This window comes from Sphingomonas sp., from assembly GCF_019746665.1.
Taxonomy (GTDB): Bacteria; Pseudomonadota; Alphaproteobacteria; order Sphingomonadales; family Sphingomonadaceae; genus Sphingomonas.
On the sequence record NZ_JAIERS010000025.1, the window covers coordinates 44001 to 59837 of the forward strand.

A 15837-nucleotide genomic window follows, 5' to 3' on the forward strand; every position below is an offset into this window, starting at 1 on the left:
TCAGCTCGCCTTGCGCAGCCGGGCGGGTTCGACGCTCAACCGTTCCATGTCGAAGCGTTCGGCGAACTCGACTCCGCATTTGCCGTCCTGCGCCCAGCGCACCGTCGCCGCCAGCGGCTCGCCATCGTTGATCTCGATCAGCAGCTCCGTGCCGCGCGCGTCGCCGTTGAAGGCGAGCCCGTCGAGTTGCGCGCCGAGTGGCGAGATGTTGCGCAGCCGCACCTCGCCGCGCGCGCCGCCGATATTGACCACCGCCTGGCGCATGATCGCGGTGCGCGACGGCCGGCTCATCCGATAGCCGAGCGGCTTGGCGAAGCCCGCGCCCTCCTCCAGCAGCTGCGCAACCTGCTCGGCCCGCGCCGGCGTGCCATAGACATAGCCCTGGATATGGCTGCACCCCAGGGTGCGGATCAGCTCGATCTCGTCCTGCGTCTCCACGCCTTCGGCGGTCGTCTCCATCCCGAGCGAGCCCGCGAGCGCGACGATCGCGCGGACGATCGCGGCATTGCGGTTGCCGGTGATCGCGGCGCCGCGAACGAAGCTCTGGTCGATCTTGATCTTGTCGAACGGCGCCGACTTCAGATAGCCGAGCGAGGAATAGCCGGTGCCGAAATCGTCGAGCGACAGCCTTACCCCCAGGCCCTTCAGCGCCTTGAACATCGCGTCGGTCTGGGTGCCGTCGCTCAGGAACACGCTTTCGGTGATCTCCAGTTCGAGCCGCTGCGGCGCGATGCCCGCCTTGGCGATCGCATTGGCGACGATCGCGGGCAGCTGGCGGTTGGCGAACTGGATCGGCGAGACGTTGACGCCCACCCGCACCTCGTTCGGCCAGCGCGCCGCCTCCAGGCAGGCGGTCCGCAGCACCCATTCGCCGATCGATTCGATCAGCCCGCATTCCTCGGCGACCGGGATGAAATCGGCGGGGCTGATCGCGCCGCGCTCGGGATGCTCCCAGCGCACCAGCGCCTCGAACCCCACCAGCCGCGCATTCTCGGTGCAGACCACCGGCTGATACACCAGATGCAGCTCATCCTTCACCAGCGCGTGGCGGAGATCGTCCTCCAGCTGCTTGCGGTTCTTGGCGCCGTGGAGCAGCTCCTCGCGGTAGAAACGGTGGACGCCGCGGCCATCGGCCTTGGCGGCGTAAAGCGCGAGATCGGCGTTGCGCACCAAAGTCTCGCTGTCACGCCCGTCGCCGGGCGCGATCGCGACGCCGATCGAGCAGCCGATCGAGATCGACTGGCCGCCGATCGAATAAGGCTGCGACAGCGACGCGATGATCTCGCGCCCCAGATCGGAGAGTCGCGTGATGTCGTTCTCGCCCGGCAGGATTACCTGGAACTCGTCGCCGCCGAGCCGCCCGACAAGGCCGGCATCGCCCACGGCGCGCAGCAGCCGCTGGGCGACCTGCTTCAGCAGATCGTCGCCCACCTGGTGGCCAAGCGTATCGTTCACCGCCTTGAAGCGATCGAGATCGAGCAGGAACAAGGTGGTCGGGCGGTAAGGCGCGGTTGGCGGCTGGTTGAGCGTCTGATCGAGCGAGGCGCGCATCCGCTGGCGGTTGGCGAGCCCGGTCAGCCCGTCGAACAGCGCCAGCCGGGTGATCTCCGCCTCGGCGCGGCGCTTCTCGGTCAGATCGGCGCCCGATCCGATGAAGCCGTGGAAGCGCCCATGTTCGTCGACCACCGGCCGGCCGGAGATCGACCACCAGCGGTCGGTCATCCCCTTGATCGCCGGGCGGATGGTATAGTCCGAAAAGCCGGTGCGCGAGGACAGGTGGAAGCTCAGCGTCCGCTCGGTGCCGGGCGAAGCGCTGTCCATCTGGAATACGGCGTTGAGCGGCTTGCCCAGCGGGCTCTCGCCCGACCCCGCCACCGCGCCGGCCACTTTTTCGGACAGATAGACGAGGTTGCCGTCGCGATCGGTCTGCCAGAACCAGCCGGTGCCCTGGCTTTCGAACTCGCGCACCAGGCTGAGCGCGAGCCGGCCGCTACGCATTTCGCGCCGCTCCTCCTGACTGCGACGGAGATCGAGCCGGGCGAGCCGGATCGTCGAGATCACCAGGCACATCAGATAGGCGGTGCCGATCGCGAGCGGGATACCGCGCACCCCGAGCAGCGCGAGCGCGAGCACGACCGCGCCGGCTGCCATCAGGAGAGGCGCGCGTAGCGCGCTGAGGGCGATCGCGGTGCCGCCCAGGGCGCCAAGGCCGGCGATCGTGCAGGCGATCCGATACGGCGCGAGGCTGTGCTGTCCGCCCGTCCAGAGCAGCAGGGTGAGCAGCCCGCCGAGCGCCGGCGCGTAAACCATCGCCAGCCTGATCTGGAGGATCGGCGTCAACCGGGGCAGGCGCTGCGCCACCAGCGCGGCGACACTGGTCACGACCAGCGCGACCGAGAGCAGCACCGGCAGATTGGCGCCGAGCGGCTCGGTGCCACCGAACATCGTCATCGCCGCGATGCAGGCGTGCGTAATCAGCGCCATCGGCCAGGCGGTGACCGTCTGGCGCACCGCCGGCGCGAAATCGAGCGCGTTGAGCGGGTCGCGCCCGGGCACCAGGCCAAGCGCCGCCAGCAGCGATTGGTTCGACGAAGGAGGGGCGTTATCGCGCGGCATGGTACTCTTAACTTGAGTTATGACCTCGATAGCCGGGGCGGCTTAAGAATTTGCTGATTGCCGGGTGCCGCGCGCTCCGCCTAGGGATCGCGCGACAGACGACCAGCGAGGCCAGCCATGACCGTTACGATCCGCGCCGCCGATTTGATCGAGAGCGTCGCCGACGCGCTGCAATTCATCAGCTATTTCCACCCCATGGACTATATCCGCGCGCTTGGTGCCGCGTACGAGGCCGAACAGAGCCCGGCGGCGAAGGACGCGATCGCGCAGATCCTCACCAATTCGCGGATGTGCGCCGAGGGGCATCGGCCGATCTGCCAGGATACCGGCATCGTCACCGTGTTCGTGCGTTGGGGCCAGGATTGCCGGCTGGAGGGTGATCGCTCGCTGCAAGAGGTCGTCGACGAAGGCGTGCGCCGGGCTTACCTCCACCCGGAAAACAAGCTGCGCGCCTCGATCCTCGCCGATCCCGCCTTCACCCGGCGCAACACCAAGGACAATACGCCGAGCGTGCTGCACGTGGAGATGGTTCCGGGCGCGACCGTTTCGGTCGATGTCGCGGCCAAGGGCGGCGGCAGCGAGAACAAGAGCAAGTTCAAGATGATGAACCCCAGCGACTCGATCGTCGACTGGGTGCTGGAGATGGTGCCGCAAATGGGCGCGGGCTGGTGCCCGCCGGGGATGCTCGGCATCGGCATCGGCGGCACCGCGGAAAAGGCGGTGCTGCTGGCGAAGCAGAGCCTGATGGGGCCGATCGACATGGCCCAGCTGAAGGCGCGCGGCCCGCAGAACGACATCGAGGCGCTGCGGATCGAACTGTTCGACAAGGTGAACGCGCTCGGCATCGGCGCGCAGGGGCTGGGGGGGCTTTCCACCATTCTCGACGTGAAGATCCTCGATTGGCCGACCCATGCCGCGTCGAAGCCCGTCGCGATGATCCCCAATTGTGCCGCCACTCGCCACGCGCATTTCACGCTCGATGGATCGGGGCCGGCCTATCTGGAGGCGCCCAAGCTCGAGGAATGGCCGCGGGTGAACTGGCAGCCCGACAGCGCCGCCAAGCGCGTCGACCTCGACACGCTGACGCCCGAGGTGGTGCAAAGCTGGAAGCAGGGCGACCGGCTGCTGCTCAACGGCAAGATGCTCACCGGGCGCGACGCGGCGCACAAGCGGATCAAGGACATGCTCGACAAGGGCGAGCCGCTCCCGGTCGAGTTCCGGGGCCGCGTGATCTATTATGTCGGCCCGGTCGATCCGGTGGGCGAGGAAGTCGTGGGGCCGGCGGGGCCGACGACGGCGACACGGATGGACAAGTTCACCCGGATGATGCTGGAGCAGGGGCTGCTGGCGATGGTCGGCAAGGCCGAGCGTGGACCCCAGGCGGTGGAGGCGATCCGCGATCACCGGAGTGCTTATCTGATGGCAGTGGGCGGGGCGGCCTATCTTGTCGCGCGCGCGATCAAGGGCAGCCGCGTCGTCGGCTTCGCGGACCTCGGCATGGAGGCGATCTACGAGTTCGAGGTGCAGGATTTCCCGGTGACGGTGGCGGTGGACGCCGAGGGCAACAACGTCCACCAGCTCGCGCCCTTGGTGTGGCGGGAAAAGATCGCGCGGGAGAAATTGCTGGCCTAAGGGGGACCATCGGCAGATGTAACCCAGTGAGGCCCCTCCCCTTAAGGAGTTTCGCGTCGGTCATGCCCCCGGCATGACCTAAGCAGTCCGGGGGACTGCTTACCCGGAACTGGGTTGGGGTGGGGGCGGTGAATAAGTGCTGCGCTCCGCGGATAGCCCCCACCTCCCAATCTCCTCCCCTGAAGGGGAGGAGGAGCAAAGCAAGGTAACAAGGTAACCACGCGCTATTTGAGCGCGCCGATCATCGCCTCCTCTGCCGCGGTGAAGGCCGAGCGGCCCCGGGGCGCGTCGTCGGCGACGGCGGTGACGTAGAACGCCACCCCCTGCTTGGTCTCGGGATCGAGCCACAGCCCCGAGCGCAGGCCATAGGCTTCGCCGGCATGGCCGATGCGCGCGCGGTCGTCGCCGAAGGGATCGTCGGCGCACGCGGCGGGGCGGCCCGGCAGCGCGAGCAGCATCACCCCCAGGCCATAGCCGCAATAGAAGCCGCCCTCGCTGTCGCCATTGGCGCCGTCGAAGCGCCACGCCGGACGCGTCATCGCGGCGAGGCTGCGGGCGCTGAGCAGCCCGGGCTTCACCAGCACCGAACCCAGCCGCGCCAGATCGACCGCGCTGATCCGCATGCCACCCTGGGGCGAGAAGAAGGCGCTGCTATGCGCCAGGCGGTAGCGCGCGAGATCGCAGCCGCCATCGCTCGCCGGGGTGCCGGGGCAGCCGCGCCCGGCATCGTCATCGCGCGCCACGTCGCCGCTCGCGCGGTAGAGCACCACCGCGCGCGCCATTGTTTCGCGTGAGCAGGTCGTCCAGTTGAAACAGGCGTCGATCCGCAAGGGGCGGAAGACGAGGCGCGCCATCAGCCGATCGAACCGTTCCCCCGTCGCGCCTTCCATCGCGGCGGCGATCAGCGGGAAGTTGAGATTGGCATAGGCGAAATAGCCCGCGCCGTGCGCCGCGTCCCACGCCCCCGGCTGCGCGAGATGCGCGGCGAGATCGGCATCGAGCGGCAGCGCATAGCCCGCCGCGTCGCGGATCCCGGCGGTGTGCGACAGGAGCTGGCGCAGCGTCACCGGCGCGTCAGGGAAGGCCGGGTTGCGCAGCCGCCAGCCGAGATAGCGCGCGACATCGGCGTCGAGATCGAGCTTTCCTGCCTCGACCAGGCGCATCACCGCGACCGCCACCGCCAGCTTGGATACCGAGGCGACCCGCACCGGGTCCGTCGCCCGCGTCGCTCGCCCGGTGCGGCGGTCGGCCACCCCCCGGGCCTGGCGCACGCCAAGCTTCGCGCCGGTGAACGCGACGATGGCGGCGGGGGGCGGCGGGGGGAGCGCGTCGGTCATCGCTGCAGCTTGCCGCGCGGCGCCGGGCGCAGCAAGCGCTTGAGCTTGCCCACCGCCTTGCTATCCCTCGGCGCGGAGGGAGCGATGCAGCGCGGGGGACTGGAGACGAATCTGGCGCGCGCCGGCGCGGCGCTGGGGATCGGTGGCGCGGCGAGCGGGCTGATCTGGGGCTTCTTTGCCGCGCTTGGCGGGGCGGGGCTGCTCGGCATTGCCGCCAGCGTGCTGCTCGGCGCGCTGTTCTCGGCCGCCGGGATCACCGCGCTCGCCGCGCCAATCTGGCTCGCGCTGCACCTGTCGGGCCGGCGCGGACTGGGGACGGCGGCGGCGACCGGGGCGGTGATCGGCTTCATCCTGTTCCTTGGCGCGCAGACCTATGGCTTCGGCCTTGGCGCCGCGCCCCCCGCCGATGCCGCCACCTGGGGAATGCGCTGGCTGAGCGCGGCGGCGACGAGCATCGGTTTCGCGCTGATCGGCGCCGGGGTGGCGGCGCTGATGTGGCGCGTCGCCTATCGTTGAGCGTCTGTTTGGAAATGCGCTGACTGCGCATTTCGCGGTACCGGCCCGCTCCCCCACTCTTACAATGGCTCTTGTCGATCGCGGGCGGAGGGTTCAGCTTGCGCGCCAAAAGCGGGGGAGCAGGCTATGCGGCATCTTGGTTTGGGCTTCGCGATCATGGCGCTCGCGGCCGGCGTGGCTGAGGCGAAGCCGCGCTTCGCCGCCAGCATCGTGCGCACCAGCTATGGCATTCCGCACATCAGGGCCGCCAATTGGGGCGGGGCAGGTTACGGCGTCGGCTATGCCTATGCCGAGGATAATCTCTGCCTGCTCGCCGAGGAATTCGTCGCGGTGGCGGGCGAGCGCAGCCGCTATTTCGGCGCGAAGAACAAGGCGGTGCTGGGCTTCCAGGAAATCGACAATCTCTCCAGCGACGTGTTCTTCCGCAGCCAGATCGACCTGCCGGCGCTGCGCGCGCGCTGGGCCAGGCGCCCGGCCAGGGAGCAGGCGCTGCTCGCGGGTTATGTCGCGGGCTATAACCGTCGCCTGCGTGAAGTCGGCGCGCAGGCGCCCGAGGCGTGCCGGGGCAAGCCCTGGCTAAAACCGATCACGATGGACGACATGCTGCGCGTCTCGCAAAAGCAGCTGCTGCTGGCGAGCAGCCTCGCGCTCGCGCCCTATATCGTCAACGCCGCGCCTCCGGGCAAGGCGACGTCCGCCGCGCTGCCGCCGCTCGTCGATCCGCGCGAGCGCAGCTTCGGCTCGAACGGCTGGGCGTTCGGCGGCGAGGCGACCGCGAACGGGCGTGGCCTGGTGATCGGCAACCCGCATTTCCCCTGGGAAGGGCCATCGCGCTTCTGGCAGATGCACGTCACCATCCCCGGCGAGATCGACGTGATGGGGGTGGGTCTCGCCGGCACGCCGCTCGTCGCTTTGGGGTTCAACAAGGACATCGCCTGGACCCACACCGTCACCGCCGCGCAGCATTTCACGGTGTTCGAGCTGCCCTTGGTGCCGGGTAATGCGACCAGCTATCTGGTTGATGGCAAGCCCGAGGCGATGCGCCCCCGCGCCATCACCGTGCCGACCGAGGCAGGGCCGGTAACGCGTACGGTGTATCAAAGCCGCTATGGCGCGGTGCTCACCATTCCGCTGCTCGGCCTGGGCTGGACCGCCGAGCGCGCCTATGCGGTGCGCGACGCGAACGCCGATAACGATGCGTCGCTCGCCGCGTGGATGGCGATCGGCAAGGCGCGCTCGGTGGCGGAGGTGAAGGCGGCGGTCTCCACCACGCTTGGCATTCCCTGGGTCAACACCATCGCCGCCGATCGCGCGGGCGGCGCGCTCCATGCCGATGTGACGCCGGTGCCCAATGTCTCGGGCGACAAGGCGGTGGCGTGCGCCACGCCGCGTTCGGGGGCGGTCGCGGCGCGTTTCATCCTGCTCGATGGCGGGCGCTCGGCGTGCGATTGGGACAAGGCCGCCGGCACCCCGCGCCCCGGGCTGATGCCCGCCAGCGATCAGGCGATCTGGGAACGGCGCGATTATGTCGTCAATTCGAATGACAGCTATTGGCTGAGCAACGCGCGCGCGCCGTACAGGCGGCTCTCGCCGATCCTGGGCGCCTGGGGCACCGAGCGGACGCTGCGCACGCGATCGGGCCTGATCGAGACCGAGGCACGGCTCGCCGGCACCGACGGGCTGGGCGGCGCCAAGATCGACAATGCGATCGCCACGCAAATGGTGTTCGCGAACAAGGCGCTCGCCGCCGATCTGGGGCTGAAGGCGACGCTCGCCGCCTGCGCCGGTGACGCGGCGGTCGCGGCGCCATGCGCGGTCCTCGCCCGTTGGGACGGGCGCTTCAATGCCGACAGCCGGGGCGCGGCGCTGTTCCTCAACTATTGGCCGCTGGTCGAGCGGCTGCCTGGCGCCTGGGGAACGCCGTTCGACGCCGCCGATCCGGTGAACACCCCGCGCGATTTTCGCGGCGACCCGGCGAAGCTGCGCGCGGCGCTCGCCAAGGCGGCCGATCAACTGGCCAAGCAAGGCATCGCGCTCGATGCGCGCTGGGGCGAGGTGCAGTTCGCGGTGCGCGGGGCGGATCATATCGCGGTGCACGGCGGGCCGGGGCAGTTGGGCGTGCTCAACGTCCAGCAGGCGCGCCCCGCCGCCGGCGGCCTCGTGCCGTTCCACGGATCGAGCTATATCCAGGTGGTGAGCTTCGACGAGGCCGGCCCGGTCGCCGACGCGGTGCTCAGCTATTCGCAATCGACCGATCCCGCCTCGCCGCATTATGCCGATCAAACGCGGCTCTATTCGGCGAAGAAATGGGTGCGGCTGCCCTTCACCCCGGCGGCGATCGCGGCGGATGCGCAGGGGAAAGCGAAGGCGATCAGCGAGTAATTGGTCGGGACGACAGGATTCGAACCTGCGACCCCCACACCCCCAGTGTGATGCGCTACCAGGCTGCGCTACGTCCCGACCGAGGGGCAGCCCTCTAGGCCGGTTGGGGCGGGGATGCAAGCGTCGAACCCGCCGGCACCGCGAAAACGGCGCTGGCCCGCGCCACCTGCCGCTCGCCCGCGCTCACCGCGCAGTCGGCGAAGCACAGACTCCGCCCCAGCCGCAGCGGCCGGGCGCGAAAGGCAAGCCAGTCGCCCTGGTTCGCCGCGCCGATCAGGTCGATCGAGAGGTTCGCGGTCACTACCCCGCCCAGTTCGGGCCGGGCGAGCACGCAGGCAAGGCCCATCGCATTGTCGGCGAGCGCGGCGATCAGCCCGCCATGCGCCAGCCCGCGCGAATTGGTGTGCGCGACCGCCACTTCGAGCGCGAGGATGAAGGCGTCGCCGTCGCGCATCGACCAGAGCGGCTCCCACGGATCGGTGAGCGGGCTCTGCCGAAAGTGGCGGGCGAAGCCGGGCCGGGGGTTCATCGCGGGCCGGCGGGGCGGGCGGTGGATCGGCGGCGCATTCTCGGCCCTCTCCTCGGGATCACGACGTGCGATGCTGCCACGACCATGCGCGCGGTGCCAGACCGAATGCGGCGCCCCTCGCTTTCGCGTTGGCGCGCGCGCGGGCGCTCCCCATATCCAACCGCGAAGGAGATGCGGGCTTGAGCGAGGAGTGGCGGAGCAAGGCGGTGCCGAGCGGGCGGATCGCGCGGCTAGGCGTGTTCGGGCGGCTCGCGGGCGGCGTGGCGGGCGGCGTGCTCGCCGAAGGCGCGCGCCGGCTGGCTGAGGGCGAGCGCCCGAAACTGCGCGAGCTGCTGCTCACCCCCGGCAATGTCGGCCGCGTCGCCGATCAGCTCTCGCAACTGCGCGGGGCGGCGATGAAGTTGGGGCAGATGGTGTCGATGGACGCGGGCGACCTGCTCCCGCCCGAACTCGCGCAACTGCTCGCCAAGCTGCGCGAGCGTGCGCACCAGATGCCGCCGGCGCAGCTGCAGCGCGTGCTGGCGGCCGAATGGGGGCGCGACTGGCGCCAGCGTTTCGCCCATTTCGGCGCGAGCCCGATCGCCGCCGCCTCGATCGGCCAGGTCCACAAGGCGGTGACCCGCGACGGGCGGACGCTCGCGATCAAGGTGCAATATCCGGGGGTGCGCGAGAGCATCGACGCCGACGTGGACAATGTTGCGACGCTGCTGCGCGTCTCCGGCCTGCTGCCGCGCGAGCTCGACATCGCGCCGCTGCTGGCGGAGGCCAAGCGCCAGCTGCATGAGGAGGCCGATTACGCGCGCGAGAGCGAGCAGATGCGCGCCTATGCCGATCTGCTCGGCGACGATCCCGCCTATCTGGTGCCGCGCCCCGAACCCGAGTTCACCACCGAGCGGGTGCTGGCGATGAGTTTCGTCGACGGGGTGAGCATCGAAACCCTCGCCGAAGCGCCCCAGGCGGTGCGCGACCAGACCATGCACGCGCTGATCGCGCTGGTGCTGCGCGAACTGTTCGACTTCGGGCTGATGCAGACCGATCCCAATTTCGCCAACTACCGTTTCCAGGGCGAAACCGGGCGGCTGGTGCTGCTCGACTTCGGCGCGGCGCGCGCGGTGCCCCCGGCAGTGCGCGAGGGCTACCGCGCGTTGCTCGGGGCGGGCTTGGCCGGGGATCGCGATGCCGCGCGGCGCGCCGCGATCGCCGCGGGCTTCATGAGCGCGGCCGCCGCCGAGCGTCATGGCGCGACGATCGACCGGATGATCGACGTGATCCTGGGCGAGCTTGGCCGCCCCGGCGCGTTCGATTTCGGCGACCGCGCCTTCGTGGGCGTGCTGCGCGATCAGGGCGCGAGCGTCGCCGCCGATCGCGCGAGCTGGCACCTGCCCCCCGCCGATCTGCTGTTCGTCCAGCGCAAGATCAGCGGCACCGCGCTCCTCGCGGCGCGGCTGAAAGCGAAGGTGGATGTGCGTTCGCTGGTCGAAGGGATGGTGGCGAAACCGCTCGCGGCATAAACGCGCTCACCCGATCTCCCGCGCGCGGGCCTGCTGGTGGGCTTCCTGGTCGCCCCCCGCGTCGCTTGGCATCACCACCGGCACGGTCAGGCACAGGCTCTGGGTCGGCAGCACGTCGCGCCATTGGCGGATCAGGCGCTGAAATGCCTTGCCGACCGGGCGGATCCGGCGATCGAGGTCGAACAGCCCGACCGCGTTCACCGTGCCACGCTTCTCGCGCAAGGCAACATCCCAATCGGTCTGGTCGGTCAGCGAATACCAGGTGAAGCCGACCACGGGCACGCCGTCATTGCGGACGCGCAGCACGTTCGCCCATTGCTTCCACAGCCAGTCGACCGCCTCGCGCCCGCTCGACCCTTGCGCGAGGTTGGTCTCGGTGTGCATCACCGGCAGGCGGTAGCGGCGATGATATTGGCGGGTGATTTCACTATAGCCGAAAATCTCGCCCGAGGCTTGGGTGACGCCATTCTCGGCGACGCGGTGCTCGTTGGTGATGTAATAATCATTCCCCATGATGCAGTGCTGCTTCAGCTTGTTGCCGAGGAAGAAGTGATATTCCTCGCGCGTCATGCCGTTGTCGAACAGATATTCGTACATCTCCGAATCAACCCGCCGCCCGTAATTGAGATCGAGCGACAAGAAGCGCTGCGAGTTCATCAGTTCGGCCGGGCCGATCGCGGCGGGGGATTCGGCGTGATAATATTCGGATGACTCGCTCTGGATGAAAATCGCGTCCGGCCGCACCTGCAAGATTGATCGCATCGCCAGAACATTCGCTTTGACCAGATGCTTGAGCGCGGTGACGAATGCCTGGTCGCTCGCCAGCTGTTCGTTCCACCAGCCATAGCGCGCGGAGAAAGTCGCGCAGATATACATTTCGTTGACCGGGGTATAAAGCTGCACCCAGCCAAAACGCGCGGCGAAGGCGCGGGCGTATCGGCTGAACTGCTCGGGAAAATCGGGGTTCTGAAAGTCGCCGATCCAATCGGGCACGCCGAAATGGCAGAGATCGACGATCGGCACGATGTTACGCCGCTTCAGTTCGGCGAAAGTGTCGTCGGCGAAGCTCCAGTCGTAACGGTCCGGCCCGAGCCAGCTGGAATGGATCGGCGGGCCATAACGCAAGTAACAAATTCCCATCTCGCTCACGAGGGCGAAATCCTCGCGCCAGCGGCTGTAATGGTGGCAGCTTTCCATCTCGTCGATGCGGGTACGCCCGCCATCGATCGTCGGCACGCTATTCTCGATGCCCGTCGCGAACATGAAGGTGGCGATGGTGCCTCTCCCCAAAGCTGGCGGAGAGGAAACGCGTCAGCGGCGCGAAAGGAAGCAAAAGGCTGGATGCCCCGCGTGGATTCGAACCACGATTGACGGAGTCAGAGTCCGTAGTCTTACCTTTAGACGACGGGGCAATCAGGCGCGTCGCCATACGCAGGCCGCGCCAGAGGGTCAAGAGCCTGGGCGGGACCGTTTCGGACGCGGCCCGCTTGCCCGCTTGGCGCGGCTTCGCTAGTCTCAATGTCAGGCAGCGGAGGCCGCGAGGCGGGCCGCACGATAATAATGGTGAGACGGCATGGGGGATTTGACCCAAACGCCGTTCCGACATGGCGAAAGCCATGCCAGTTCGGCTTCTTGCGAGGCGCGCGCCGGGTGCGCGGACCATCGGCTATATGCGGCGCTCGATCTCGGCACCAATAACTGCCGGCTGTTGATCGCGCGACCCTCGGCGAGCGGCTTCGCGGTGGTCGACGCCTTTTCGCGGATCGTTCGCCTGGGCGAAGGGCTGGCGACCACCGGGCGGCTTTCCGACGCGGCGATCGAGCGGACCATCGCCGCGCTCGGCATCTGCGCCGACAAGCTGAAGCGCCGTAACATCAGCCTTGCCCGGTCGGTCGCGACCGAGGCGTGCCGGCGCGCGACCAACGGCGCCGCCTTCATCGACCGCGCCTATCGCGAGACGGGGATCGCGCTCGACATCATCTCGGCCGAAGAGGAAGCGCGGCTCGCGGTGCTCGGCTGCCATGTGCTGATCGAGCCCGGCGATGGCCCGGCGCTCGTGTTTGATATCGGCGGCGGATCGACCGAACTGGTGCTCGTTGAAACCCATGGCCCAGCGCCGCGCGTGCTCGATTGGCACAGCACGCCCTGGGGGGTGGTGTCACTCACCGAGGCGACCGGCCACGCCGACAGCCAAGCCGGTCGGCTCGCGCTGTACGAGCGGATGCGCGCGGTGGTGGGGGAGAGCATGGCGCCGTTCGCGCGCCGCCTGCCGCAGGGGCTCGCGCGACCGAGGCTCCTGGGCACCAGTGGCACCGTCACCACGCTCGCAAGCGTCCATCTGGGGCTGGAGCGCTATGATCGCTCGGCGGTCGATGGGCTGATCGTGCCGACCGCGGCGATGCGGCAGATCAGCACCGATCTCGCCGGCAAGTCGATCGCCGAACGCGCGCTCTATCCGTGCATCGGGCATGAGCGCGCCGATCTGGTGGTGGCCGGGTGCGCGATCCTGGAGACGATCCTCGATCTGTGGCCCGCCGAGCGGCTGGGGATCGCCGATCGCGGCATTCGCGAGGGCATTTTGCGCCGGTTGATGCACGGCCGCGGCTTGTGAAGGGCGGTTCGTGAGCCGGGGCGGATCGGCCGGGCGGACCCGGGTACGCACCGCGCGCGGCCGCTCGCCGCAATCGACCCGCTGGCTCGAACGCCAGCTCAACGATCCTTATGTGAAGCGCGCCAAGGCCGAGGGGTTCCGCAGCCGCGCGGCGTACAAATTGCTCGAACTGAATGAAAAATTCGCGTTGCTGAGTGGCGTTCGCCGGGTCGTCGATCTCGGTATCGCCCCTGGCGGGTGGAGCCAAGTGGTGCGGCAAAAGGCGCCCAAGGCGGCGGTGGTCGGCATTGATCTGCTGCCAGTCGATCCGATCGACGGGGTGACGATCTTCCAGCTCGATTTCCTGAACGAGCGCGCGCCCGGACTGCTGACCGAGGCGCTTGGCGGCCCGGCGGACCTGGTGCTGTCGGACATGGCGGCGAACACGGTCGGCCATCCGCAGACCGATCACCTGCGGACGATGGCGCTGGTCGAGGCGGGGGCGATGTTCGCGGGCGAGGTGCTGGCGCCCGGCGGCGCGTTCGTCGCCAAGGTGCTCGCCGGTGGCGCCGATTCGGCGCTGGTCGCCGAACTTAAGCGCCAATTCACCACGGTAAAACATGCCAAGCCGCCGGCGAGCCGCAAGGACTCGTCCGAATGGTATGTGATCGCGCAGGGGTTCAAGGGGCGCGGGGAGGGGTAGCGCCCCAAAACCCCGCGCTCGCTCGCTACCGCAGATCGGGCGGCGTCGCTTCGTCCTTCAGCCGCGCGACCAGCGTGTCGAGGCTCAGTACTTGCTGGCGTTCCTGCCCCAGCACGCGCAACGCCACGGTTCCTTCTTCCGCCTCGCGCTTGCCGACCACGAGCAGCGCCGGAACCTTGGCGAGTGAGTGCTCGCGCACCTTGTAGTTGATCTTCTCATTGCGCAGATCGGTTTCGACCCGCAGCCCCGCCGCCGCGAGCGCCGCCGCGACGTGCCGCGCATAGTCGTCGGCTTCGGAAACGATCGTCGCGACCACCGCCTGTACCGGCGCGAGCCAGAGCGGGAATTTGCCGGCATAATGCTCGATCAAGATGCCGATGAACCGTTCATAGCTGCCGAAGATCGCGCGGTGGAGCATCACCGGGCGATGCTTCGCGCCGTCCTCGCCGACATAGCTCGCGTCGAGCCGTTCGGGCAGCACCCGGTCCGACTGCAGCGTGCCCACCTGCCAGGTCCGGCCGATCGCGTCGGTCAGGTGCCATTCGAGCTTGGGGGCGTAGAAGGCGCCTTCGCCGGGCAGTTCTTCCCAGCCATAATCGGCGTTCGCCATGCCCGCGCGTTCGACCGCCTCGCGCAATTCCTGCTCGGCCTTGTCCCAATCGGCGTCGGACCCGAAGCGCTTTTCGGGGCGCAGCGCGAGCTTGACCGCGTAGGTGAAGCCGAAATCCTTGTAGATGCGATCGGCGAGCGCGCAGAAGGCGCGGGCCTCCTCCACGATCTGGTCCTCGCGGCAGAAGATATGCGCGTCGTCCTGGGTGAACTGGCGTACCCGCATCAGCCCGTGCAGCGCGCCATGCGCTTCGTTGCGGTGGCAGCAGCCATGCTCGAAAAAGCGCAAGGGGAGATCGCGATAGCTTTTGATGCCCTGCCGGAAGACGAGAACATGCGCCGGGCAGTTCATCGGCTTCATCGCCATCCAGTCGGCATCTGGCGCCACCACGGGCGCGCCGCCCTCGCCATCGGGAACGATGTCGGGCACCGCGAACATATTCTCGGCGTACTTGCCCCAATGGCCGGACTGTTCCCACTGCGCCACGTCCATCAGCTGCGGCGTCTTGATCTCGCGGTAGCCGGCGGCGTCGATCGCGCGGCGCATATAGGCCTCCAGCGCGCGCCAGATGGTGAAGCCATGGGGGTGCCAGAAGACGCTGCCATGCGCTTCCTGCTGCAAGTGGAACAGGTCCATTTCCTGCCCCAGCTTGCGGTGATCGCGCTTGGCGGCTTCCTCCAGCCGGGTCAGATGCGCGTCGAGCTGCTTCTTGTTGAGCCAGCCGGTGCCGTAGATGCGGCTAAGCATCGCGTTGTTCTGGTCGCCGCGCCAGTATGCGCCCGAGACGCGCGTCAGCTTGAACGCCTGCGGATCGAGCTTGCCGGTGGAGGCGAGGTGCGGCCCGCGGCACATGTCGAGCCAGTCCTCGCCCGACCAATAGACCGTCAACGCCTCGCCCTCGGGCAGTTCGGCGGCCCATTCCGCCTTGAACGTCTCGCCCTGCTGGCGCCAGCGGCTGATCAGCTGCTCGCGCGGCCAGACCTCGCGGCGCAGCGGCTTGTCGGCGCGGATGATGGCCCGCATCGCCTCCTCGATCGCCGGCAGATCCTCCTCGGTGAAGGGCCGGTCCTTGGGGGCGAAGTCATAGTAGAAGCCATCGTCGGTCGACGGGCCGAAGGTGATCTGCGTGCCCGGAAACAGCTGCTGCACCGCTTCCGCCAGCACATGCGCATAATCGTGGCGCGCGAGCTCGAGCGCGTCGGCCTCGTCCTTCGCGGTCACCAGCGCGAGCTGGGCATCGGCTTCGAGCGGGCGATTGATATCGCGCAGCTCGCCATCGACCCGCGCCGCGATCGCCGCCTTGGCGAGGCCGGGTCCGATCGCCGCCGCGATCTCCGCCGGGGTGGTGCCGCGCGCGACTTCGCGAACGGCGCCATCGGGGAGCGTGATACGAACGGGGGCGGACATGGAC

Annotated in this window: 11 protein-coding genes and 2 tRNA genes; 6 read left to right on the top strand and 7 right to left on the bottom strand. The window is 68.6% G+C overall.

Annotation, left to right across the window (positions count from 1 at the left end):
- Window positions 1-2616, bottom strand: a complete 2616-nt coding sequence (locus K2X73_RS14460) for an EAL domain-containing protein (protein ID WP_294111968.1) — start codon at window positions 2614-2616, stop codon at window positions 1-3.
- A gap of 117 nt (window positions 2617-2733) precedes the next feature.
- Here K2X73_RS14460 and K2X73_RS14465 point away from each other — a divergent pair, with 117 nt between their 5' ends.
- Window positions 2734-4248 (top strand): fumarate hydratase, encoded by a 1515-nt coding sequence (locus K2X73_RS14465; protein ID WP_294111970.1) that lies wholly within the window; start codon window positions 2734-2736, stop codon window positions 4246-4248.
- 224 nt (window positions 4249-4472) lie between these two features.
- Here K2X73_RS14465 and K2X73_RS14470 read toward each other — a convergent pair whose 3' ends face one another.
- Window positions 4473-5585 carry a serine hydrolase domain-containing protein gene (locus K2X73_RS14470; RefSeq protein ID WP_294111972.1) on the bottom strand — a complete coding sequence of 371 codons (1113 nt, stop codon included), beginning with the start codon at window positions 5583-5585 and terminating at the stop codon, window positions 4473-4475.
- Between the two features lie 45 nt (window positions 5586-5630).
- Between K2X73_RS14470 and K2X73_RS14475 the strand changes: the two genes are divergently transcribed.
- On the top strand, window positions 5631-6101 hold the full coding sequence (locus tag K2X73_RS14475) for a hypothetical protein (protein WP_294111974.1): 471 nt from the start codon (window positions 5631-5633) through the stop codon (window positions 6099-6101).
- A 126-nt stretch (window positions 6102-6227) separates the two neighbouring features.
- Window positions 6228-8483, top strand: a complete 2256-nt coding sequence (locus K2X73_RS14480; protein WP_294111976.1) for a penicillin acylase family protein — start codon at window positions 6228-6230, stop codon at window positions 8481-8483.
- Between the two features lies 1 nt (window position 8484).
- Here K2X73_RS14480 and K2X73_RS14485 read toward each other — a convergent pair.
- Window positions 8485-8561, bottom strand: a tRNA-Pro gene (locus K2X73_RS14485).
- A 16-nt stretch (window positions 8562-8577) separates the two neighbouring features.
- Complete coding sequence (locus tag K2X73_RS14490) at window positions 8578-9012, bottom strand: PaaI family thioesterase (RefSeq protein ID WP_294111979.1); 435 nt, start codon at window positions 9010-9012, stop codon at window positions 8578-8580.
- Window positions 9013-9191: 179 nt separating this feature from the next.
- Between K2X73_RS14490 and K2X73_RS14495 the strand changes: the two genes are divergently transcribed.
- Window positions 9192-10523, top strand: a complete 1332-nt coding sequence (locus K2X73_RS14495; protein ID WP_294111983.1) for an AarF/ABC1/UbiB kinase family protein — start codon at window positions 9192-9194, stop codon at window positions 10521-10523.
- A gap of 6 nt (window positions 10524-10529) precedes the next feature.
- Here the strand turns inward: K2X73_RS14495 and K2X73_RS14500 are convergent, their stop codons facing one another.
- Window positions 10530-11813 (bottom strand): family 1 glycosylhydrolase, encoded by a 1284-nt coding sequence (locus K2X73_RS14500; RefSeq protein ID WP_294111985.1) that lies wholly within the window; start codon window positions 11811-11813, stop codon window positions 10530-10532.
- A 48-nt stretch (window positions 11814-11861) separates the two neighbouring features.
- Window positions 11862-11935, bottom strand: a tRNA-Gln gene (locus K2X73_RS14505).
- A gap of 161 nt (window positions 11936-12096) precedes the next feature.
- Here K2X73_RS14505 and K2X73_RS14510 point away from each other — a divergent pair.
- Together K2X73_RS14510 and K2X73_RS14515 are read left to right on the top strand one after the other, a co-directional pair.
- The gene (locus K2X73_RS14510; protein ID WP_294111987.1) at window positions 12097-13134 is read left to right on the top strand and encodes a Ppx/GppA phosphatase family protein; all 1038 of its coding nucleotides are present in this window, start codon (window positions 12097-12099) and stop codon (window positions 13132-13134) included.
- Window positions 13135-13144: 10 nt separating this feature from the next.
- Window positions 13145-13816 carry an RlmE family RNA methyltransferase gene (locus K2X73_RS14515; RefSeq protein WP_294111989.1) on the top strand — a complete coding sequence of 224 codons (672 nt, stop codon included), beginning with the start codon at window positions 13145-13147 and terminating at the stop codon, window positions 13814-13816.
- A gap of 25 nt (window positions 13817-13841) precedes the next feature.
- Here the strand turns inward: K2X73_RS14515 and thrS are convergent, their stop codons facing one another.
- A complete protein-coding gene (gene thrS, locus K2X73_RS14520) occupies window positions 13842-15833 on the bottom strand; it encodes a threonine--tRNA ligase (protein WP_294111992.1) in 1992 nt (663 codons plus the stop codon).
- Between the last annotated feature and the right edge of the window lie 4 nt (window positions 15834-15837).

Coding starts and splice junctions, on each gene's coding strand:
- K2X73_RS14465 (WP_294111970.1), top strand. CDS start 2,734: ATGACCGTTACGATCCGCGCCGCCGATTTGATCGAGAGCGTCGCCGAC.
- K2X73_RS14480 (WP_294111976.1), top strand. CDS start 6,228: ATGCGGCATCTTGGTTTGGGCTTCGCGATCATGGCGCTCGCGGCCGGC.
- K2X73_RS14510 (WP_294111987.1), top strand. CDS start 12,097: ATGGGGGATTTGACCCAAACGCCGTTCCGACATGGCGAAAGCCATGCC.
- thrS (WP_294111992.1), bottom strand. CDS start 15,833: ATGTCCGCCCCCGTTCGTATCACGCTCCCCGATGGCGCCGTTCGCGAA.
- K2X73_RS14460 (WP_294111968.1), bottom strand. CDS start 2,616: ATGCCGCGCGATAACGCCCCTCCTTCGTCGAACCAATCGCTGCTGGCG.
- K2X73_RS14490 (WP_294111979.1), bottom strand. CDS start 9,012: ATGAACCCCCGGCCCGGCTTCGCCCGCCACTTTCGGCAGAGCCCGCTC.
- K2X73_RS14470 (WP_294111972.1), bottom strand. CDS start 5,585: ATGACCGACGCGCTCCCCCCGCCGCCCCCCGCCGCCATCGTCGCGTTC.